16 protein-coding genes, 5 tRNA genes and 1 pseudogene are annotated in these 22,059 nt (G+C 58.1%); 6 read left to right on the top strand and 16 right to left on the bottom strand.

The window, feature by feature from the left end; genetic code table 11:
• Nucleotides 1-128: 128 nt before the first annotated feature.
• The 7 genes from BBBR_RS04865 to BBBR_RS04835 all read right to left on the bottom strand — a co-directional run bounded on the left by BBBR_RS04865 (nt 129) and on the right by BBBR_RS04835 (nt 3,412).
• Entirely contained in the window at nt 129-713 is a 585-nt protein-coding gene (locus BBBR_RS04865) for an HIT family protein (RefSeq protein ID WP_032738186.1), read from the bottom strand.
• An 11-nt stretch (nt 714-724) separates the two neighbouring features.
• Nucleotides 725-2,758 carry a threonine--tRNA ligase gene (gene thrS, locus BBBR_RS04860; protein WP_003829356.1) on the bottom strand — a complete coding sequence of 678 codons (2,034 nt, stop codon included), beginning with the start codon at nt 2,756-2,758 and terminating at the stop codon, nt 725-727.
• A gap of 142 nt (nt 2,759-2,900) precedes the next feature.
• Nucleotides 2,901-2,976 (bottom strand) — tRNA-Gly (locus tag BBBR_RS04855).
• A 31-nt stretch (nt 2,977-3,007) separates the two neighbouring features.
• A tRNA-Val gene (locus BBBR_RS04850) sits at nt 3,008-3,080 on the bottom strand.
• A gap of 48 nt (nt 3,081-3,128) precedes the next feature.
• A tRNA-Val gene (locus tag BBBR_RS04845) sits at nt 3,129-3,200 on the bottom strand.
• 40 nt (nt 3,201-3,240) lie between these two features.
• A tRNA-Cys gene (locus tag BBBR_RS04840) sits at nt 3,241-3,311 on the bottom strand.
• A 28-nt stretch (nt 3,312-3,339) separates the two neighbouring features.
• A tRNA-Gly gene (locus tag BBBR_RS04835) sits at nt 3,340-3,412 on the bottom strand.
• Nucleotides 3,413-3,578: 166 nt separating this feature from the next.
• Between BBBR_RS04835 and BBBR_RS04830 the strand changes: the two are divergent.
• Nucleotides 3,579-4,412, top strand: a pseudogene (locus BBBR_RS04830) (PAC2 family protein).
• 150 nt (nt 4,413-4,562) lie between these two features.
• Here BBBR_RS04830 and BBBR_RS04825 read toward each other — a convergent pair.
• Complete coding sequence (locus BBBR_RS04825) at nt 4,563-5,447, bottom strand: undecaprenyl-diphosphate phosphatase (RefSeq protein ID WP_003829353.1); 885 nt, start codon at nt 5,445-5,447, stop codon at nt 4,563-4,565.
• A gap of 150 nt (nt 5,448-5,597) precedes the next feature.
• On the opposite strand from BBBR_RS04825, the gene BBBR_RS04820 reads away from it, so the two are divergent.
• Entirely contained in the window at nt 5,598-6,389 is a 792-nt protein-coding gene (locus BBBR_RS04820) for a fructosamine kinase family protein (RefSeq protein WP_025299825.1), read from the top strand.
• A gap of 145 nt (nt 6,390-6,534) precedes the next feature.
• Here BBBR_RS04820 and dnaJ read toward each other — a convergent pair whose 3' ends face one another.
• Nucleotides 6,535-7,680 carry a molecular chaperone DnaJ gene (gene dnaJ, locus BBBR_RS04815; RefSeq protein WP_003829351.1) on the bottom strand — a complete coding sequence of 382 codons (1,146 nt, stop codon included), beginning with the start codon at nt 7,678-7,680 and terminating at the stop codon, nt 6,535-6,537.
• Between the two features lie 54 nt (nt 7,681-7,734).
• Nucleotides 7,735-8,832: a heat-inducible transcriptional repressor HrcA gene (gene hrcA / locus BBBR_RS04810; protein ID WP_025301236.1), complete on the bottom strand. Its 1,098-nt coding sequence runs from the start codon at nt 8,830-8,832 to the stop codon at nt 7,735-7,737.
• Nucleotides 8,833-9,092: 260 nt separating this feature from the next.
• Between hrcA and tkt the strand changes: the two genes are divergently transcribed.
• The 4 genes from tkt to BBBR_RS04790 all read left to right on the top strand — a co-directional run bounded on the left by tkt (nt 9,093) and on the right by BBBR_RS04790 (nt 15,419).
• The gene (gene tkt / locus BBBR_RS04805) at nt 9,093-11,201 is read left to right on the top strand and encodes a transketolase (RefSeq protein ID WP_003829349.1); all 2,109 of its coding nucleotides are present in this window, start codon (nt 9,093-9,095) and stop codon (nt 11,199-11,201) included.
• A gap of 73 nt (nt 11,202-11,274) precedes the next feature.
• Nucleotides 11,275-12,378 carry a transaldolase gene (tal, locus tag BBBR_RS04800; protein ID WP_003829348.1) on the top strand — a complete coding sequence of 368 codons (1,104 nt, stop codon included), beginning with the start codon at nt 11,275-11,277 and terminating at the stop codon, nt 12,376-12,378.
• 346 nt (nt 12,379-12,724) lie between these two features.
• A complete protein-coding gene (brnQ, locus tag BBBR_RS04795) occupies nt 12,725-14,062 on the top strand; it encodes a branched-chain amino acid transport system II carrier protein (RefSeq protein WP_014483750.1) in 1,338 nt (445 codons plus the stop codon).
• 172 nt (nt 14,063-14,234) lie between these two features.
• On the top strand, nt 14,235-15,419 hold the full coding sequence (locus BBBR_RS04790; RefSeq protein ID WP_003829346.1) for a hypothetical protein: 1,185 nt from the start codon (nt 14,235-14,237) through the stop codon (nt 15,417-15,419).
• A 491-nt stretch (nt 15,420-15,910) separates the two neighbouring features.
• Here BBBR_RS04790 and BBBR_RS04785 read toward each other — a convergent pair whose 3' ends face one another.
• The 6 genes from BBBR_RS04785 to BBBR_RS04755 all read right to left on the bottom strand — a co-directional run bounded on the left by BBBR_RS04785 (nt 15,911) and on the right by BBBR_RS04755 (nt 21,927).
• Nucleotides 15,911-17,446, bottom strand: a complete 1,536-nt coding sequence (locus BBBR_RS04785; RefSeq protein ID WP_003829345.1) for an aminotransferase class I/II-fold pyridoxal phosphate-dependent enzyme — start codon at nt 17,444-17,446, stop codon at nt 15,911-15,913.
• Nucleotides 17,447-17,564: 118 nt separating this feature from the next.
• Nucleotides 17,565-18,416 carry an HAD family hydrolase gene (locus tag BBBR_RS04775; RefSeq protein WP_003829344.1) on the bottom strand — a complete coding sequence of 284 codons (852 nt, stop codon included), beginning with the start codon at nt 18,414-18,416 and terminating at the stop codon, nt 17,565-17,567.
• Nucleotides 18,413-19,363, bottom strand: coding sequence for an L-lactate dehydrogenase (locus BBBR_RS04770; protein WP_003829343.1), 951 nt, complete (start codon nt 19,361-19,363; stop codon nt 18,413-18,415). Before BBBR_RS04770 ends, BBBR_RS04775 begins: the two co-directional genes overlap by 4 nt.
• Nucleotides 19,364-19,454: 91 nt before the next feature.
• Nucleotides 19,455-19,703, bottom strand: a complete 249-nt coding sequence (gene secG / locus BBBR_RS04765) for a preprotein translocase subunit SecG (RefSeq protein ID WP_003829342.1) — start codon at nt 19,701-19,703, stop codon at nt 19,455-19,457.
• A 63-nt stretch (nt 19,704-19,766) separates the two neighbouring features.
• Nucleotides 19,767-20,570: a triose-phosphate isomerase gene (gene tpiA / locus BBBR_RS04760; RefSeq protein WP_025299821.1), complete on the bottom strand. Its 804-nt coding sequence runs from the start codon at nt 20,568-20,570 to the stop codon at nt 19,767-19,769.
• A gap of 151 nt (nt 20,571-20,721) precedes the next feature.
• Nucleotides 20,722-21,927, bottom strand: a complete 1,206-nt coding sequence (locus BBBR_RS04755) for a phosphoglycerate kinase (RefSeq protein WP_014483752.1) — start codon at nt 21,925-21,927, stop codon at nt 20,722-20,724.
• Nucleotides 21,928-22,059: the final 132 nt, after the last annotated feature.

Below are 22,059 nucleotides of genomic sequence, written 5' to 3'. Positions count from 1 at the left end.
CAGTAATAAACGGATGATGTCAAACGAAACGATTGTAGGCCGTTAATCAGACATACCCGTGATGTTTTCGATTGTCTTTTTGAATCATGCGCTGGTTCGACCAGATGCATGAGGGTATCGTGCCGGTATCAGACGAGCGGCAGATGGTAGTCGGAAGCCAGCTGTGCAAACGCTTTGGCATACGCATCCCGCTGATCGGACAGCAGAATCGGCATGGTGCGCGTTTGGGCGACGATGGGCATGAAGTTCGCGTCACCGTTCCAGCGCGGCACCACATGCTGATGCAGATGGGCCGCGACCCCTGCGCCCGCTACCTCGCCCTGATTGATGCCGATATTGTATCCGTCCGGATGGGATACGGTCTCCATCACCTTCATGGCGAGGGTGGTGGCCTTCTCGAACTCGAACAATTCGGCGTCGTCAAGTTCGGTGATGAATCCGACGTGACGGTACGGGCAAATCATGAGATGCCCGACGTTATACGGGTAGAGGTTCATGATGGCGAACACGTGCGTGCCGCGCCAGGCGATGAGGCCGTCCTCGTCGGACTTCTTCGGTCCGTCGCAGAACGGACAGTCCTTCGACTTGGACTTGGTCGGACGATCCTCGCTGTTGCGCAGCACATAGGTCATGCGCTGCGGGGTCCACAGTCGTTCGACCGTGTCTTCCTGAGGCGGGAAGTCCGCCGGATCATCGACACGCACGTCAGCCATCATGTATTCCTTTACTCGGCTACAGCGGCGTTGAAGTCGTCGGCGGAGTTCACCTGGACGCGCTTGGCGATCACGGCGAGGATCTGCTCGCGAGCCTTGTCCACCGGCACGCCGTTGAGCTGGCTGCCGTCGCGGAAGCGGAAGCTCACCGCGTTGTTGTTCATGTCTTCCTCACCGACGATGAGGATGAACGGCACTTTGGACTTGGAGGCGTTGCGAATCTTCTTGCCGAAGCGGTCATCGGAGTAGTCGATCTCGCAACGGACCATCTCATCCTCGAGGGACTTGACGAAACCGGCCAGATGCGGGGCGAACTCGTCGGCAACCGGCACGCCGAGCACCTGCACGGGGGCCAGCCACGCCGGGAAGGCGCCAGCGTAGTGCTCGAGCAGCACGGCGAAGAAGCGTTCGATGGAGCCGAACAGGGCGCGGTGAATCATCACCGGACGCTGATGGGTGCCGTCCTTCGCGATGTACTCAAGCTGGAAACGCTCGGGCAGGTTGAAGTCGAGCTGGATGGTCGAGACCTGCCAAGTACGGCCGATGGCGTCACGGGCCTGCACGGAGATCTTCGGGCCGTAGAAGGCGGCCCCGCCCGGATCGGCCACGAGGTCGAGGTGGGATGCCTCGGCGACCTCACGCAGGGTACGGGTGGCCTCCTCCCAGATCTCGTCGGAGCCGACGTACTTATCCGGATCCTTGGTGGAGAGCTCCAAGTAGAAGTCGGACAGACCGAAGTCCTTGAGCAGGTTCAGCACGAAGGTCAGCAGGCTGGTCAGCTCGTCCTTCATCTGCTCGCGGGTGCAGTAGATGTGGGAATCGTCCTGAGTCAAGCCACGCACACGGGTCAGGCCATGGACCTCGCCGGACTTCTCATAGCGGTACACGGTACCGAACTCGAAGAGGCGCAGCGGCAGCTCACGGTAGGAGCGCTGGCGCGACTTGAAGATCAGGTTGTGCATCGGGCAGTTCATCGGCTTGAGGTAGTAGTCGAAGCCGGGCTTGGTCACGTTGCCGTCCTCGTCGTACTCCTCATCGAGGTGCATCGGCGGGTACATGCCATCCTTGTACCAGTGCAGGTGACCGGAAGTCTCGTACAGACCACCCTTGGTGATATGCGGGGTCTGCACGAAGCTGTAGTGGTGCTTGCGGTGCATTTCGCGGGAGTAGTCCTCCATCGCGTTGATCACGGCAGCGCCCTTCGGATGGAACACAGCCAGACCGGGGCCGATCTCGTCCGGGAAGGAGAACAGGTCCATCTCGGCGCCGAGCTTGCGGTGGTCTCGCTTGGCGGCTTCCTCCAGACGGGTCTGGTATGCCTTGAGATCTTCCTTGTTGGCCCAAGCGGTGCCGTAGATGCGCTGCATGGTCGGGTTCTTCTCGCTGCCACGCCAGTAGGCAGCGGCTGAACGCTCAATCTTGAAAGCCTTGATGTAGCGGGTGTTCGGTAGGTGCGGGCCGCGGCACAGGTCCTTCCAGACCACATTGCCGTCACGGTCGACGTTGTCGTAGAAGCTGAGTTCCTTCTCGGAAATCTCAGTGGCGGCGGCCGGGTCGAGGTGTGCTTCCTTGTCTTCGATCAGCTCGATCTTGAAGGGCTGGTCGGCCTCTTCCTTCAGGGCCTCTTCCTCGGTCACGGAACGGCGGCGGAAGGACTGGGAGGACTTGATGATGCGCTGCATACGCTTCTCGATGTCCTTGAGGTCTTCCGGGGTGAAGGGCTTGTCAACCTGGAAATCGTAGTAGAAGCCGTCCTTGATCACCGGGCCGACGCCGAGCTTGGCGTTCGGATAGACCTCCTGCACGGCCTGGGCCATGACGTGGGTGGCCGAGTGACGCATGATCGCGAGGCCGTCTTCGGAATCGAGCGTGATGGGCTCTACGGTGTCGCCGTCGGCAAGCGGCGTGTACAGGTCACGGTTTTCGCCGTTGAGCTTGACCGCAACGATGTTCTTGTCTTCTGCGAACAATTCGACGCCGGTAGTGGTTGCTTCCACCTCCTTTGCTTCGCCGTTGACTGTGATGGAGATGGTAGCTTGCGCCATGATTTGTCCTTTGCTATCGGGGTCCGCGGTACTAATGTGCAGGCCTGGACTGGGTAATCAACGTAGGCCACGATAGGTTGGGTGTACGACATTTGGCAAAGCCTGACAAATACGAAAAAACCTCGCCGGAGCGAGGTTTTGATGGAGCGGACAACGGGACTCGAACCCGCGGTCTCAACCTTGGCAAGGTTGCGCTTTACCAACTAAGCTATGTCCGCAAAGGATTCCGCCGTGAGAAGCGGATTCCAGTGGGCGATGTAGGAATCGAACCTACGACCCCTTCGGTGTGAACGAAGTGCGCTAGCCGCTGCGCCAATCGCCCGAAATCAATCGGTATTCAGTTATGCGAGCCGAATTGCTTCGGTCTGCGTGGGCGATACAAGATTCGAACTTGTGACCCCTTCCGTGTCAGGGAAGTGCGCTACCACTGCGCCAACCGCCCGGGTCATGCTCCTGCAAGCGAATTTCTTCGTCTGCCTGAGAGGTGGGTACGAGAGTCGAACTCGTCTATACGGCTTTGCAGGCCGCTGCCTAACCGCTTGGCTAACCCACCGTAAGGTCTGTCAACTCATCGGACCTAGAGCGGACAACGGGACTCGAACCCGCGGTCTCAACCTTGGCAAGGTTGCGCTTTACCAACTAAGCTATGTCCGCATGTGCCTCACGAGGCTTTCCCCCGCTCAAAGCACAAGTGTTTACTATACTCACAAGCGTGTAGTTCGTCCAGCTGCGGCGTGTCGTTTCTGGTGTGCCATTCTTGACTCCTCGCTTATGGCTGAAGCAAACATATATGACATCAAGTCCACGTTACTCTAGAGGTATGAGTGAAGATGCGAATACCCCAAGTTCGGTGATGATCGCCGCTTTCGAGGGATGGAATGATGCTTGCCAGGCGGCTTAGAACGTCGTCCGTTATCTGGTCAAGCATTACGAATCCCGTGAGATTCGCCATATAGACTGCGACGCCTTCTATGACTATCAGGTGTCTCGTCCCATGCTGTGCCATGTATCCGGTCGTACTAATCTTATTTGGCCGCAGACTACGTTCTACGAGATTGTGCTTGATGAGGGGCATCGAATATTTGCCCAAATCGCGCCTGAGCCTAACTACCGCTGGAAGGAATACTGCAGCCAGAGTCTCGCCATCGCTGAAGAACTCGATGTGGATGGTGTGATTACTCTCGGCTCGATGTTCTCTGATTGCCCCCATACCAGGCCTCTGCCCATTTCCGTGAGCGACGGCAATTGCCAGTGTGAGGGAGACCGGGAATACAACGGTCCTGTGGGCATCCCCACCGTGCTGGATATTTTCGCTGCGGAATGTGGCATGTTCCATGCCTCCATGTGGGTTTCCATCCCCCAATATCTCGGCAGCGACGAATGCGCGGCGGGCACCATGCGCCTGCTTGATGCTTTGGGGCATCGCATCGGTTTCTCTTTTGATGTCAGCGAGTTGGAACGCAAGGCTGAACAATGGAAATCACAGGCATCGGTACTAGTGCGTTGCAACGAGCAGCTGCAGGATTATGTGACCCATCTTGAGCATGATTATGACCTGAAGCAGAAGGCCGATGCCGAGGCCTCGCTGGGCGCGCCCCAAGCGGAACAGCTCGTCAAAGAGGCCGAGGCGTTCCTACGCCAAATGGGTAGCTGACCTGAGAATACAATAATGCTCCCGCCGGCGAGAGCTGTCGGCATAGCCGACTGAGGGTGGTCACTGGGTATTCCAGACAGAACCACCTTCAGACCCGCAAAGCGAGCCAGCTCCTGCCAGCGGGAGCATTATTGACGATGCAGTGTTTCTTTAAGCCGCTGCGGCCACTGACGGGTCGATGGCCGGCAACACACCGGCGATCAGCAGGAGGGCAACCACCACTGCCAAGGCGATGCGGTAGATGGCGAACGCCTTGTAGGAGAACGTGGAAACGAACTTCAGGAATCCGATGATCACGATGTAGCCCAGAATAAAGCTGATGACCATGGCGATCAGTGTGGGACCCCAGCCGGGGAACATCGCATCGGTCTTGTAGTCCTTGACAGCCTTGACGGCCTCAAGCAGACCGGAACCGAATACGGCGGGAATGGCCATCAGGAAGCTCAAACGCACAGCGGCCTCACGCTCATAGCCAAGCGCACGGCCCACGGTGATGGTGCCGCCCGAACGGGAAACGCCAGGAATCAGGGCCATGGACTGACCTAGACCAAAGAGGAACGCATCACGATACGTCATATCGTCCATGGTCTTGGTCTGCTTGGCGCGGGCATCCACAACCCACAGCAGAATGCCGAACAGCAGCAGCACGGTCGCGGTGATCCACAGGTTACGCAGCGTGGTCTCGATGACGTTCTGCAGAGTGAAGCCAAGAATCACAATCGGGATCGAGCCGACGATGATATTCCAGCCGAGCGTGGCATAGTTGTCGCCACGGCCCATGCGGGCCTTCCAGTCCTTGCCGTTCTTGCCGAACAGGCATGCGAACCAGTGAGTAAGAATATTGGCGATGTCATGGCGGAAATACAGAATAACCGCCAGCTCAGTACCAATCTGGATGATGGCAGTGAAAGCAGCGCCGGGGTCGGAGCCCAACATCAAATCACCGACGATGCGGATATGCGCGCTGGACGATACCGGCAGATACTCGGTAAGTGCCTGAACGATGCCGAGAACAATCGCTTGGAAGAGGTTCATAATTCCTCGAGATTTCTCTATACGTAATGTGTTATGACGTTGAACACCCTACCGGTTGGGGTGTAGAACAGCACTAAGAATTGGTAACATGCACGGCTTCTACAATGAATACGAGTGCAAAACGTCACAACCATGCTGGAGGGAACGGCTATGAGTACATATCGTAAAAGCAGGGCTTTTGCTCCTCAGGGATTCTTCGAATGCGAAGGACGCGGACTGCAATGGTTGGGTGCCGCGCATGCGCAGGGTGGCCCGCGTGTGGTGCAGGTCTATGACTGGGGCAAAGACTATCTCGACATCGAGCGAGTGAACAGCTCCTCCCCCACGGCCAAGGCCGCATTGGAATTCGGCGCGGCGCTCGCACGCATGCATGATGCCGGTGCCGAATATTTCGGTTCTGCGCCGGAAGGATATGACGGCACATGCTACTTCGGGCCGTTGCAGGATCCGGTAAAGATGGATACCGGCGAATGGACCGATCCCATCAGCTACTTTGCTGATGGCCGTCTGCGCCCGATGGTCGAGCTTGGCGTCAAGCGCGGTGAACTTGACCAGCGTGATGTCGATCTGACGGAAAAGGTAATCGAGGCATTGCCTGACATCATGGGCCGTGCCGCCGAAGACAAGCCAGCCCGCATCCACGGTGATTTGTGGAGTGGCAATGTGATGTGGACTGCTGATTCTGGACAGACCGAGGCCGTGCTCATCGACCCGGCGGCACATGGTGGTCACCGTGAAGAGGATCTGGCCATGCTGCACCTGTTCGGTATGAGTTATTTGACGCAGATTACCGAGGGCTATCAGTCGGTGCATCCGCTGAAGGCTGGATGGCAGGATCGCATCACGCTCTGGCAGCTCTACCCCATTGCCGGCCATTGTGTGTTCTTCGGCGGCGGCTACGTTAGCGAATATCGCTCCATGTGCCGCTCACTGCTGAAATAGTTAGCGGACTCGGCATCCCTCTCTGAAGGGAGCTGTCGTCGCTAGACAACTGAGGGGGAGCTTGCGGATGTACCCGAGCTCCCCCTCAGTCAGCTTCACTGCCAGTTTTTTCCCCCCTACCTCGGAGAGGGGCGCCAAGAACGAATCAGCTCAGTGCGTCCTTCAACTTGCTAAAGAATCCCTTCTTCTGACCGGTTTGCGGACGGGAAGCCTGGGAGACGTGCGTGGCATCGGAATCATGCGAGGCGGCGAACTGTTCAATCAGTCCCCGCTCGGACTCGCTGAGCTTGGTGGGAATCAGTACGTTCACATGGGCAACCAGATTGCCGCGCTCATCCTTATTGCGAATATTGGTAACGCCCAGACCCTTCAACGTCACCGTATCCTCAGGCTGGCAGCCCGCCGGAATGGATACGGTCTGCTCGCCGTCAAACGTATCAATGGACAGATCGTGTCCGAGCACGGCCCAGCTCATCGGAACCTGAATCCAGCAATGCAGGTCATCGCCGTCGCGGGTGAACTGCTTATCTGCCTTGATGCGAATATCAATGTACAAATCGCCGGCAGCGCCGCCGCCCTCACCGACTTCACCCTGGTTGGCCAAGCGCAGTCGAGCATTGTCGTTGATACCGGCCGGCACAGTGACACCCACATTACGCGTGGTGCGAACGCGGCCGTGACCCATGCAGCTCGGGCATGGATTCTGGATGATGGTGCCGTGACCCTCGCAGCGCTCGCAGGGAGCGGAGGTCATCATCTGGCCGAGCATAGTGCGCACGACCTTTTGCATGAAGCCCTGTCCATGGCAGTCCGGGCAAGTGACCGGCTGGGCGCCGCCTTGTGCGCCGGAGCCACCGCACTCCTGACACAGGGAGAACGTATTGATCTTGACGTGCGCCGTGCCGCCGAATACGGCGGTTTTCAAGTCGATGGAAGCGGAAGCCAGCGCATCGCGTCCAGGCTGTGTGCGCGGCACCGGGCCCTGTGAGCCGCCACCGAATGCGGAACCAAAGAACGTGGAGAATACGTCTCCCATATCGCCGAATCCCGCGCCGGAGAAGCCGCCAGCACCGGCGTTCGGATCGTTGGGGTCAACGCCGGAATCATACATACGGCGCTTATCCGGATTGGACAGCACATCGTAGGCGTTGTTCACTTCCTTGAACTTGTCCTCGAACTCCGGTCCCGCGATATCAGGGTGATACTTACGGCTGAGCTTGCGGTACGCCTTCTTGATCTCGTCGTCGCTCGCGTTGCGGTCGATGCCCAGCGTCTCGTAATAATCTGCCACTTGTTTGTTCCTTTGTATTCGTTGGTCTGCGGGTTATTGTGCCATAGCCTGCGGTCAGTCGCCGGAGCCGCTTTCCGAGACAAAAAAAGTGAGATACCTTGCCACTGCCCTGACCGCGGCCATGGTAGCCGCATAATCCATATGGGTTGGGCCGATGGATCCCACAAAAGCAATGGGTTCGTTGGTGCTGTCCTGATCGGGCGATGTCTCGTTGCGTTCCGAATCGTTCGCTACGGGCGAAGTACTGCGTCCGTAACCGCTACTGACCACCGAGGCATGCAAGAGTTCAGGTGTGTGGCTTTCGGAGCCAATGGATACGCCTACGCCAGTGGCGCTTGGCTCTTCGCTGAGGTTGCTCATCAGTTTCATGAGCACCACTTGCTCTTCCAACGCGTCGAAGAGCGGTGCCAGATCGGTCAGAGAACGGGAATGCGCCAGATGCGATGTGCCGGACATATACAATTCGTTGGCGCGCTCGTCCAATGCCATCGATGCGAAGGCGTCGGCCAGGGCGTCGGCCGCCTCCCGCACTGTCTCGAATCCGGTGCCGCCACCAAGGGCGCGCACGGTTTCGGATGCGGATGATAAGGACTGACCGTTGCATTGTTCATTGACTGCACTGGACAGGCGGTTGATGTCGTCGGCCGTGGGCATGGCCGAGACGGTCAGTCCGTGCTGTGCCACGCGTCCGGTATCGGTGATTACCACGGCAAGTAGCGTGCTCATGGCCACTGGTACCAGCTCCACGTGGCGTAACGTCGCCTTGGATAATGAAGGCGATGCGACTATGGCAACTTGACCGGTGATTTCCGAGAGCAGTCGTGCGGAACGTTGCAGTGCGTCCTTGAGGCTGACCGAGCCGGATAGGAAACTATTGATACCGCGGCGTTGAGCTTCGCTGAGCGGCACAACCGTAGCCAGTCGATCTACAAAATAACGGTATCCCTTTTCAGTGGGTACGCGACCGGCGGACGTATGCGGCTGAATCAGGTAGCCTTCATCTTCCAATGCGGCCATATCATTGCGAATGGTGGCAGAGCTGACGCCTAAATCGCGTTCCTTGGACAATGCCGCGGAGCCTACGGGCTCTTGCGAACGAATGTAATCTTCCACCACAGCGCGCAGTACCAGCATGCGACGTGATTGCGTCATGCGCGCCTCCTTATATGTACATCTGCAGTATGCAATCTGCTCTCATTGTATTAGCACTCATTGGTTTCGAGTGCTAATGCGTTCGTTTGCGGCGAAGTGATGTGAATTGTGAACGCTAACAGAACACAAACTACCAAAACACGCCAAAATTGCACCATAACGTCGCAAACCATCGCTAGCATGGTAAGCGCAATGTGAGGGCGTCAAGCGCCCGGCACAAGCCGGATACGCGGCCCGACCAATTGGAAGGAAAGTAATCCATGACCGAATTCAAGGAGACCGAGCTCGACGAGCGCGCCATCAAGATGGCGAAGGCCCTTTCGGCTGACGCGGTGGAGAACGCCGGTTCCGGCCACCCCGGTTCCCCCGTTTCCCTGGCGCCCATCGCCTACACGCTGTACCAGCATTTCATCAAGCACGATCCGAACGATCCCAACTGGGAGGGCCGTGATCGCTTCATCCTTTCCGGTGGCCACGCCTCCCTCACCCAGTACGTCCAGCTGTACTTCTCCGGTTATGGCCTGACCCTGGACGACCTCAAGCACTTCCGTGGTGGCGCTGACACCCGTACCCCGGGTCACCCCGAGTACGGCCTGACCCCCGGTATCGAAATGACCACCGGCCCGCTGGGCCAGGGCTTCGCTTCCGCCATCGGCTTTGCCTACGGCGAGCGTTTCCAGCGTGGTCTGCTCGATCCGGAAACCCCGAAGGAAGACTCCCCGTTCTACCACAAGATTTGGGCTATCTGCGGTGAAGGCGATATCGAAGAGGGCATCTCCGGCGAAGCCGCTGCCCTTGCCGCCAACCAGAAGCTCGGCAACGTCACCGTGATCTTCGACGCCAACCGCATCCAGATCGAAGGCGACACCAACCTGGTGCTGGCCGAGGATGTGCTCAAGCGTTTCCAGGCCTACGGCTGGTACACCGACGAGTTCAGCTTCATCCAGCCCGACGGCTCCTACAAGGAGGACGTCGAGGGTCTGGCCGACGTTATCGCCAAGGCCGAGGCCGCTGCTCCGGATCAGCCGAAGCTCATCAAGGTCGACACCCTGATTGCTTGGCCGACCCCGGGCAAGACCAACGATCCGTCCTCTCACGGCTCCAAGCTGGGCACCGAGGCCGTTGCCGGCCTCAAGGAAGTCCTCGGCTACGATCCGGCAGAGAACTTCCACGTTGACGAAGAGGCTCTGGCTCACGCCCGCAAGGTTGCTGAGCGCGGTCTCGAGGCCCACAAGGAATGGGACGAGAAGTTCGACGCATGGCGCAAGGCCAACCCGGACAAGGCTGCCCTGTACGACCGCATCAAGGCCGGCGAGCTGCCGGAAGGCTTCGACAAGGCCATCGATGACCTTGAGGCCACCTTCGAGGTCGGAAAGGGTGTCGCCACCCGTGGCGCCTCCGGCTCTGTGCTCAATGCCATCGCTGCTGTCATGCCGGAACTCTGGGGCGGCTCCGCCGACCTCGGTGGCTCCAACAAGACCGACCTCAAGGGCGCTGCCACCTTCGCTCCGGCTGAGTGCGCCACCAAGCAGTGGCCGGTCTGCAACGAGTTCGGTCGTCAGCTGCACTTCGGCGTGCGCGAGTTCACCATGGGCTGCATTACCAACGGCATCCTGCTGGGCTCCCACACCCGTCCGTTCGGCGGCACCTTCTTCATGTTCTCCGACTACGAGCGTTCCGCCGTTCGTCTGGCCGCCCTCATGGAGATCCCGAACCTGTACGTGTGGACGCACGACTCCGTCGCCGTCGGAGAGGATGGCCCGACCCACCAGCCGGTTGAGCACCTTGCTTCCTTCCGCGCTATCCCGCAGCTTGAGGTCGTTCGCCCGGCCGATGCCTTCGAGACCGCCGAAGCCTACCGCTACTTCTTCGAGAAGAAGAACACGCTGCCGGCTGCCATGGTGCTGTCCCGTCAGGGCGTCCCGGTTCTCGCCGAGACCGCTGCCAAGGCCAAGGACGGTGTCCGCAAGGGCGCTTACGTCCTGGTCGACACCGAAGGCACTCCGGATGTCATCCTGATGGCCACCGGTTCCGAAGTCCAGCTGGCCGTCAAGGCCGCCAAGACCCTCGCTGAGGAAGGCGTCAAGGCCCGCGTGGTCTCCGTGCCGTCCCTCGAATGGTTCGAGGAGCAGGACGCCGAGTACAAGGAGGCCGTGCTTCCAGCCGGTGTCAAGGCTCGTGTCTCCGTCGAGGCCGGCGTTGCCATGCCGTGGTACAAGTACCTCGGTTCCTACGGCAAGCCTGTCTCCATCGAGCAGTTCGGTCTGCAGGGCGACGGTGCTCAGAACCTCATCGACCTCGGCATCACCGCCGAGCACGTGGTGGAAGCCGCCAAGGCCTCCATCGCCGAAGTCGAAGCCGCCAAGTGATTTCATTGCCCTCCCTCACTAAGAGGGAGGGCTTAACAAGATTTGTTCCATAACGGAATATAAGGAGAAATAAATGACTGAAGCAACTCAGCGTACGTCCGACAACGGCGTTTCCATCTGGCTGGACGACCTGTCCCGCTCCCGCATCGAGTCCGGCTCCCTGCAGGACCTCATCGCCAACAAGAACGTGGTCGGCGTTACCACCAACCCGTCCATCTTCCAGAAGGCCCTGAGCCAGGTCGGTCCGTACGACGCTCAGCTCAAGGAGCTCGGCAAGGTTGACGTTGAGACCGCTGTCCGCGAGCTCACCACCACCGACGTGCGCAACGCCACCGACATCTTCCGCGAGATCGCTGAGGCTACCGACTTCGTCGACGGCCGCGTCTCCATCGAGGTCGACCCGCGTCTGGCCCATGACACCGAGAACACCGCCAAGCAGGCTGTGGAACTCTGGGAGAAGGTCAACCGCCCGAACGCCATGATCAAGATCCCGGCAACCCTCGAAGGTCTGCCGGCCATCACCGCCACCCTGGCCAAGGGCATCTCCGTCAACGTCACCCTGATCTTCTCGCTCGAGCGTTACGAGCAGGTCATCGACGCCTTCATCGAGGGCATCGCCCAGGCTGACGCCAACGGCCACGACCTGAAGCACATCGGCTCCGTCGCTTCCTTCTTCGTGTCCCGCGTGGACACCGCTGTCGACAAGCTGCTGGAAGCCAACGGCTCCGACGAGGCCAAGGCTCTGGAGGGCAAGGCCGCTGTGGCCAACGCTCGCCTGGCTTACGAGCTCTTCGAGAAGAAGTTCGCTGAGGATCCGCGTTGGGCCGACCTGGCTGCCAAGGGCGCCAAGGTTCAGCGCCCGCTGTGGGCTTCCACCGGCACCAAGAACGCTGCCTACTCCGACTGCAAGTACGTTGACGAGCTCGTTGCTAAGCACATCGTCAACACCATGCCGGAGAAGACCCTGAACGCTCTGGCCGACCACGGCAACGGCGCTCCGTCCATCGAGGGCACCTACGAGGAGTCCCACGCCGTCATCAACAAGCTGGCTGAGCTGGGCATCAACCTCAAGGACGTCACCGACAAGCTGGAGGCCGACGGTGTCGCCGCCTTCATCAAGTCCTGGGATTCCGTGCTGGCTGACGTCCAGTCCGGCATCGACCGCGTGAACGCCTGAGATTATTAGTCGATGCGCCTAGCGCATTAACTGGTTAGCTCACAGAAGCCCCGATCCCAACCGGTCGGGGCTTTTTGCGTATTGGATAGGGCTTCGTCCTTCTTTTGTTACGACATATTCGGATCTTACTCACCCTGAGCGTACGGTTTTCCAGACTATTTCAGGCCTTCTCTGGAAAAATGTACGCTTACTGTCGGTCAGTGTACGTTTTTCCAGATGATGGAGAAAATAATCTAGAAAAACGTATGCTAGGGAGTGGATGACGGCATATGGATGGTGCGAAGGGACCACACTAGAGGCGAACTTGCTAGAGTGGGTAGCTGACACACAGAGAAAGAGGAGAACCTTGAACAAACTTGTCGCACGCCAACGGTTGGTCATGACCTTCACGTTCTTTTCGATGTTCTTCGGCGCGGGCAATCTAATCTTCCCACCATTCGTCGGCGCGCAAGCTGGTTCCGCAACCATGCCGGCGGCCATTGGCTTCATCGTCTCCGCGGTCGGTCTGCCGATTCTCGGCGTACTGGCGGTTACTTTCGCCGGAGGCTTCGACAAGCTCGCCGGCCGGGTCTCCCCCAAATTTGCCCTGTTCCTCGGCGTGGCGATCATGCTCACCATCGGCCCCTGTTTTGCGATTCCGCGTACGGCCACCACCTCATTCGAAATGATGGTGGCACCTTTCGTGCCGACTTCCTATGACTGGCTAGCCCAGCTTATCTACTCGCTCGTGTTCTTCTCGCTTGCCTTCTTGTTCGCCCAACATCCTGAGAAACTCTCCAAAGTGCTCGGCCGATTCATGGGACCCTTACTGCTGGTGCTTATCGCGGTTCTGTTCATCGCATGCCTGGTCCACGGCATCGGCACCCCGGCCAAACCGATGGGCGATTACTCCACAAACCAAATCGCACGCGGCTTCCTCGACGGCTACCAGACCATGGATCTGCTTGCCGCGCTTTATTTCGGCATCGTGATTTCCGCGAATATCCGCGCCCAGCAAGTCGATGATGAATCGCTAGTGCAGAAGGAAACCGCGTATGCCGGGCTCGGCACCGGCGTGCTGCTTATCGTGATTTACGGCGCCCTGAGTTATGTGGGCGTGGTGTCTGGCGCCATCGCTTCTATCGACCCGGCCAAGGACACAGGTGCCACCGTACTCACCAACCTCACCTCTTCCCTGTTCGGCACGTTCGGCACCGCGTTCCTTGGCGTCGTGTTCGTCATCGCATGCCTCAACGTATGCACCGGATTGATCTGCACCTGCGCCACCTACTTCCATACTCGATTCCAGACCGTCGCCGGACGAACGCTGAGCTACCGCACTTGGCAGATCATCTTCACCGTGTTCAGCTTCATCGTGTCCAACGCCGGGCTGAGCGCGATCATCAAAGTCTCCGTGCCGGTGTTGTCCGCGTTGTATCCGATTGCCATTGTGCTGGTGTTGCTGGCGCTTACCCATAAGAAGCTTGGCGCGCGATTCCCGCGTGTCTACTTCTGGACTGTACTGCTGGTGGGCATCGCCTCCTTCGCCACTTGCATCTCCAGCCTGGCCGCCGTCTTCGGCGGTTCCATCGGTTGGCTGGACGCGGCACTGGCCATGCTCCCCCTGCAGCAATACCAACTCGGCTGGGTTATGCCGGCCATCATTGGTCTCGCCATCGGCATCGCCGATGCTCCCCGGCGGTAGTTGCCCGGTGTGCACGGAGTTTGACGGTCGGCCAGTGATAGCGGTTGTCATGTTAGCTGTCACAGCATCACGCCTATAAAGCGGCATACAGAATTCCTGTATACTGCTGGCCTTCGCTCATCTACTATAGTCATACTGACATCATCGATAACGGCATAAGGCGGGGTGCGTCATGAACACCAGTGATAGGCAGATAATGGAAACCGACCGGAATCGCGAGCTTGGATTGATTCCGGCCATGGTGATGGCGATTATTGCGGCGCTCAGCGGTGCTGGCGTATCGTTCGCGCCACTATATGAGCGAATCTGGGGCGGCATGATGCTGCATCCGAACTGTCCGACGATTGGCAGAATGACTTATTATCTGTCTGGCCAGGCAACTGGTGATTACGGAGCCTGCGTCACTTCGCCACTGTGGTTTCTGGCGGTGACTGCGCTGAGCGTCGTTGCAATCATTTGTCTGACTGTTGCAGGAGTACAGGGCTTTGCTCGTCATCGTCTTCGCACGGTCATCTGTGTTTTTCTTGCGGCAGTGGCCGTTGCGTTCATATTGGTGCTGAGCGCGAATACCAAAATTGTAATGTTGTGGGCGATACATGCGGCAACGTGGTTGGTTTACGCCATACTTGCCGCCTATTCGCGCAACAGCACTAGTATCCAGCAGCAGCATATAGCCGATCTGACTAATCTGACGGGTTCGGATAAGTCTGCCTCCGAGCGCGGTGGTTGGACTCTGGTGACGCGGCTGCTGCTCGTGTGGCAAATTGGCGTGATGCCGGTGCTCGTCACCGAATACTCGGTGTCCGATGAGGTCAATTCCACCGGCGGTGTGACCATCGCTTGTGGACTTGGACTTGCGGCATATGCGCTGGTGCATCTCATCTCTATCGATACTCCACGAGATAACGTTGGTTCAGCACTGCCGACGATTCGCGATATACGACCTGTATCTGTGCATAAGCTGTTTCGGGTTATCAGTATCAATGCGTCTGCCGTAAGTCATGTATCGGTTCCTCTTGGCCTGTTTTGGGCAGTAATCACTTTTCTGACCTACAGTTACGGCACTGGCGGCCATACCGATTTTTGCCCCGCGCTGGCAGCAACGAACAATGCAGGACTTATTGCTTTTTGCACCGGTTCAGGACCTCTCATCGTACTAGCCGTTTTGCTGTACGTGCTGCCAATATTTTCCCTCGTCTCGGCCATCGCAACCGTTATGGCTACCACAGGCAGCATGAGCAACAGTCATAATTCGGCTAATTCAGCTGGTTTTCAGAATAAGGCCGCGATATTCTACCTGCTGTTAACAGCTGTACTGTCCGCCACTGCGTTCATCATCGCCTTCACCTTGGCATAACCCGATTCAGTTGCAGGTATTTCGGTACTTGTTAGCGGCGTTGCAGGTATAAAGGTGCAAGTTACGGCGCACAATCGGCTCTAACTTGCACCTTTATACCTGCAATCGCATTAATTGCCTGCAATTTCCGCTCGCAAAACGGCCCTTTATACCTGCAATCTATGGAGTTAAGCCCGAATAGCGCTGTTCAGGTACTCCAGATCGACCCTTTATACCTGCAAACCATACGAATCAAGGCCGGCCTCATTGTCATTGCAGGTATTTTGGTGCGATAAAGACCTCATGTGGAGACGGTCCCACTCGGGCTCATATTTTTATTAGTTTCGGCGTTACGCCCCCACGCTCAGTCGATGGCATCGACAATGGGATGTAGATTTGCAGAAAGACGGGGTGCATCGATGGTTACGGTGCCGTACAGTTCGTCGACATCGATATTCATATAAAGATATGCCGACGAGTGCGCATTAGTGGACTCGTCGGCATTGAAAAAATCAGCTCTGCCAGTAGTAGCTGAGGAAGTCGGAGAGCTTGTTGGTGGCATCCTTGAGCACTTCGATGCGTGGCAGGTAGACGATACGGAAGTGATCCGGCTCGTGCCAGTTGAAGCCGCCGCCTCGCGTGATGAGAATGCGCTTGTCATGCAGCAGATCGAGGGCGAACTGCTCGTCGTCATGTACGTTGAACTTCTTGATATCAATCTTCGGGAAGATATAGAACGCGGCCTTCGGCTTGACCGCGGTGATGCCCGGAATGGAGTTCAACGCGTCATAGATGTAATCACGTTGGTCATGGATACGGCCACCGGGCACGATATAGTCGTGCACGCTCTGATGGCCGCCCAGCGCGGTCTGCACAATGGACTGCGCGGGCACGTTCGAACAGATGCGCATGTTGGTGAGCATATTGATGCCCTCGATGTAATCCTTGGCGATGGCCTTGTTGCCCGACAAAATCATCCAGCCCACGCGGTAGCCGGCGATCATATGCGACTTGGACAGGCCGGAGAAGGTCACGCAGAACAGATCCGGAGCCATGGAAGCGATGGAAATATGCTCGAGCCCGTCCATAACCAGACGATCGTAGATTTCGTCGGAGAAAATCATGAGCTGGTGCTCACGCGCCAAGTCGACAATCTGCTGCAGCACTTCCTTTGGATACAGCGCACCGGTCGGATTGTTCGGATTGATGAGCACTATGGCCACGGTACGATCGGTGATCTTCTTACGCATATCGTCGATATCCGGGTACCAGTCGGACTTCTCGTCGCACAGGTAATGCACGGCGGTGCCGCCGGCGAGATTCACACAGGCGGTCCACAGCGGGTAATCCGGAGATGGCACAAGCACCTCATCGCCACTGTCGAGCAGCGCGGACATAGACAGGTTGATGAGCTCGCTGACACCATTGCCGGTGTAGATGTCTTCGATGGTGACGTTCGGAATGTTCTTGAGCTGTGCATACTGCATGATGGCCTTACGCGCGGAGAACAGGCCCTTGGAAGCCGAATAGCCTTCGGTTTCAGGCAATTGTTGCGCCATGTCGTAGACGACCTCGTCCGGCGTACGGAAGCCGAACGGTGCAGGGTTGCCGATGTTGAGCTTCAGTACGTGGGTGCCGGCCTGTTCCATGCGGGCCGCCTCATCAACCACTGGGCCGCGAACATCGTAGAGCACGTCATCAAGCTTGTGTGATTTGCCAAAGGTACGGCGGCGAGCAGCAGGAATTTCCGTTTCCGCCGACGTGGGAGCTCCGCTCGGTGTGTCAATATGGGAAGCGGGTTGTGCGTCGGAGTTCAATTTTGTTTCCGAGGATTGGCCACGAAGCCAGTTCGCATCGACATCAAGTTCGTCAGCCAGAAACAGCAGCACATCCTCTCGCGGCATGGTCTTGCCCGCAACATATTGGCTGATGTGGCTTTTGCCCATCTTGACACCGCGGCGTTCGGCGGCGTGCACCAGATCAACCTGCTTCAATTCCCTACTGTTCATCGCATTGCGCAGTCGTTCCGCAAACACCGATACGCTCATAGTCCCATGTCTCCAACCGGAAGTTCAATTGTCTTGTTGAACAACGGTTCAAAGCATACGCCTAGTTCAATATGTGTTCAATTTTTGGCGTGTTTACAGTGTTCGAACGGCACAGCAATTATCGAAGCTGTGACTCGATCCACTGAGCGACGCCATCCTCGTTGTTAGGAGGGCAAATCTCGTCGGCGATGGACAGCACTTTTGGATTCGCGTTGGCCACGGCCACTCCTCTGCCAGATTCGCTCATCATATTGATGTCGATGAGATCGTCGCCGAAGGCCGCAGTCTGCTCAAGCGGGACATCGAGACGATCGCACAGCAAGCGCAGCGCATGCTCCTTGTTGGCCTGAGGATTCATGAGCATCCACATCACGCCTTCGCTGATGGAGATGTCGAAGTCCGGCGGAATCAGCGCACGCAGTTCATTCCATTGTTCCGGTTCAGGGAAGATGGTGATTTTGTCTGCGATTCCATCAGGAACGTCATGGAAGTTCGTGTATTGGAAAGCCTGAGTCTTCCAATACACGCGCACATCGAAGTTGGTGTAGCGCACGTCGTTCATCACGATGCCGATTTTGAGGTTTGGCATACGGTCGAGCAGAAACAGGCAGACTTCGCAGGCGCGCTGTGAGGAGAAACCGATTTTAATGAGATGATTCTCGCTCTGCTGTGATGAGTCGGATGTCAGCATATCGAAATCGGAATTGGCCGGGTCGAAATCGATGAGGGCACCGTTGAGATAGATCACAGCATCAACGGGCAGTTTCTCGGCAAACTGCAGTCCGGTACTCACCGGTCGCGCGGTGGCGATGGCGAATTTCATGCCGGCGTCGTGAGCCCGAGCGATGGTGTCGATGCTGCGCTGGGTGATGAAACGATCCTCAAAGACCTCGGCGTCATGCAATAGAGTGCCGTCGAGGTCGGCGACCAGCAGTTCGGGGCGAGTTGTCGTCTTGATGGTTGTGGTCACAGCAGTCCCTTGCAATGGTCTCGGACAAGTTCGGCGGAGTGATGCATTTTGGCCATTTCCTCGTTACTTAGTTCCAGTTCCACGATTTCATTGGCACCATTGGCACGCAGTTCGGTAGGCACGCCAAGGAACACGTCATGTTCGCCGTATTCGCCGTCCAGCAGCGTAGAGACGGGGACGATGCGACGCTCATCCCACAGAATGGTCTGCACTATGCCGGCCACGGTGGAAGCAATGCCGAAGTTGGTGCCGCCCTTGGCCGCCACGATTTCGTCGCCGCGGGTACGGGTCTTTTCCTCGACTTCGGCGGTGGATACGGAGGCGAAGCGGTCTTGGTTGTCAGTCAGGAAGCGAGCGAACGGCTTGCCGCCGAGCGAGACGGTGGACCATGCGGTGAATTGGGAGTCGCCATGCTCGCCCATCACGAAGCCGCTCACATTGCGCGGATCAAGGCCGGTTTCCTCGCCGATGATGGTCTTGAGGCGTGAGGTATCGAGCGCGGTACCGGTGCCAAGCACCTGGGTGCGCGGCAGGCCGGAACGTTTCCATGCGTACCAGGCCATTACGTCGACCGGGTTGGAAACCATGACGATTACGCCGTCAAAGCCCGAGGCCATGACATTGTCGACCACTTCGCCCACGAGCCCGACGGTGAAGCCGAGCTCGGCCATACGGTTGGAATTGGCCGGCGGCTTGCGGCCCACGGTGATGACGACGATATCCGCGTCCTTGCAATCGGCATAGTCGCCGGCACGCACCTTGACGTGACGATCTTGGAACTCGCTACCATCGTCAAGGTCACGGGCCTCCCCCAAAGCTTTGGCGGCAAAATGATCGATGAGCACGAGCTCATTGCACAGACCATGTGTAACGATGCTGAACGCCGTGGTCGCACCGACCTGTCCGGTGCCCACAATGACGACTTTGTTACGGTTCATAGTGACCATAGTGCACTCCGTTGCAAGCCATGAACGATGGAAAAACTACGACCCATGACCGGTATATCGGTCATGGGTCGTGAAAAGTTTACAAAATCAATCAGCCGAGGTTGAACTTGGTCATCATGTCGAGGCCGATAATCAGAGCCACCCATACGAGAGCGATGATAACGGTCCAGCGGTTCAGGTTCTTTTCGGCGACGCCAGAGGTGCCGGCATTCTGGGTCAGACCGCCACCGAACATGTCGGACAGACCGCCGCCCTTGCCCTTGTGCATAAGGATGAGCAGGGTCAGCACGAAGCTGAGCAGCACGACGATGACTTGCAGCGTGATCTTAAGAGCGGTCACAGGGTACCTCCGAGTTGAATTTACTGTTGATAAGCATAGCGCACATATCGGAAAACCGGTGTATTACGACCGTGAAGATGTTGTTTTCAGTGCAAGACGGGCGATTTTGGACAATTCCTCGACATCCAGGGCAGCGCCGCCGATGAGGAATCCGTCCACATCGGGCTGGGAGATGAGTTCTGCCGCGTTCTTTGAGGTGACGGAGCCGCCGTACAGAATGCGTACGCTGTCCGACACCTTTTGGCCGAACGTGGTCTTCAAATCATCGCGAATCGCGTTGGCTGCGTCCTGAGCGGATTGCGGGGTGGCGACCATGCCGGTGCCGATGGCCCAGACCGGTTCGTAGGCCACGATGAGTTTGGCAGCTTCCTCATCGGAAAGATCGCGGGTGACATCACGCACCTGGCCGACTGCGAAGTCGAGCTCAATGCCCTTACGGCGTTCCTCGTAGCTTTCGCCTACGCACAGTATTGGCTGCATGCCGGCGGCAAGTACGGCACGCACCTGATCGACGATATTGGCATCGTCTTCGGGATGGTATTTACGGCGCTCGGAATGTCCGACAATGACATACGAGCAGCCAAGGTGGGCCAGCATATCGGCGGATACGTCACCGGTAAAGGCGCCTTGCGTGGTCACGGATACCGACTGGGCACCATAGGTGAGGCGGAGCTTGTCGGCTTCGACAAGCACCTGCACGCTGCGCAGCGAGGTGAAGGACGGGAAAAGGGCGACCTCGCAACGCTTGAAGTCGAAATGAGCGTCGCGCAGTAGCCATACCAGCTTCTGTACAAAGTACGTGGCTTCCAGATGATCGAAGTTCATCTTCCAGTTGCCGGCTACCAAAGGAATGCGCTTGGACGCCATGATTTCCCCTCTCATTATCGTTCCTTGGCTCCCCTCACTGAGGGGAGCCATCAGCAAAGCTGACTGAGGGGGAGCCCGACATCGCCGTAACTCCCCCCCCAGTCTCGCTACGCGAGCCAGCTCCCCTCGAGGAGGGGAGCCAGAATAAAACTTACTCGAGCACCTTCAGACCCGGGAGCTCCTTGCCCTCGAGGAACTCGAGGGAAGCGCCACCACCGGTGGAGATGTGGGAGAAGCCATCCTCCGGGAAGCCGAGGTTGCGCACGGCGGAAGCGGAGTCACCGCCACCGACGATGGTGAACGCACCGGCTGCGGTGGCGTCGACCAGACCTTGGGCCACGGCCTTGGTGCCGGCGGCGAACTCAGGAACCTCGAACACGCCCATCGGGCCGTTCCACACGACGGTCTTGGAGTCGACGATCTTGTCGTGGAAGAGCTTCTGGGAATCCGGGCCGATGTCCAGACCCATCTTGTCGGACGGAATGGCGTCGGCGGCAACGACCTCCGGGGCAACCGGGGTGTCACCGGCCGGGAAGCCAGCGTTCACGACGACATCGGTCGGCAGCACGAGCTCAACGCCGTTCTTCTCGGCAGTGGCGATGTAGCCCTTAACCTTGTCGAGCTGGTCCTCTTCGAGCAGGGAGGTGCCGACCTCGTAGCCCTTGGCCTTGAGGAAGGTGAAAACCATGCCGCCGCCAATGACCAGACGGTCAGCCTTGTCGAGCAGGTTCTCGATGACGCCGAGCTTGTCGGAGACCTTGGAACCGCCGAGCACCACGGTGAACGGACGCTCCGGGTTCTCGGTGGCCTTGGACAGGGCCTTGACCTCCTTCTCGACCAGCAGGCCTGCGGCGGCCGGCAGATCAGCGGCAACGTCGTAGTTGGAGCCCTGAGCACGGTGGACCACACCGAAGCCGTCGGAGACGAAGGCCTCGCCGAGGGCGGCGATCTTCTTGGCGTAGGCGGCGCGCTCGGCGGCGTCCTTGGAGGTTTCCTCCGGGTTGAAGCGAACGTTCTCGAGCAGCACAACGTCGCCATCGTTCATGGCGGCGACCTTGGCTTGGGCGTCCTCACCGTAGGTGTCCTTGGCCAGCGGCACATTGGTGCCCAGCAGCTCGCCGAGGCGGGCGGCAACCGGGGCCAGGCTCAGCTCAGGGACGACCTTGCCCTTCGGGCGGCCGAGGTGGGCCATGAGGATGACCTTGGCGCCTTTTTCGTGCAGGGTCTTGATGGTCGGCAGAGCGGCCTTGATTCGACCGTCATCGGTGATGGTGGTGCCGTCCAGCGGAACATTGAAATCAGCGCGAACCAGAATGCGCTTGCCCTTGAGATCTCCAAGGTCCTTGAGTGTCTTCATGAATATCCTTTCCTTGACGAATTTCACGTCAAAGTGGCCAATTTTTGCCACTTTGCATATTACAGGCATTCCAGAACAAAACACCGCATTCGTCTGATGACTGAATGCGGTGTTTCGTAAGTCGTTGCATAT

This window comes from Bifidobacterium breve DSM 20213 = JCM 1192, from assembly GCF_001025175.1.
GTDB classification, from domain to species: Bacteria; Actinomycetota; Actinomycetes; order Actinomycetales; family Bifidobacteriaceae; genus Bifidobacterium; species Bifidobacterium breve.
The sequence above is the reverse complement of the archived record's forward strand: the minus strand, read 5'-3'. Positions and strand labels throughout refer to the sequence as shown.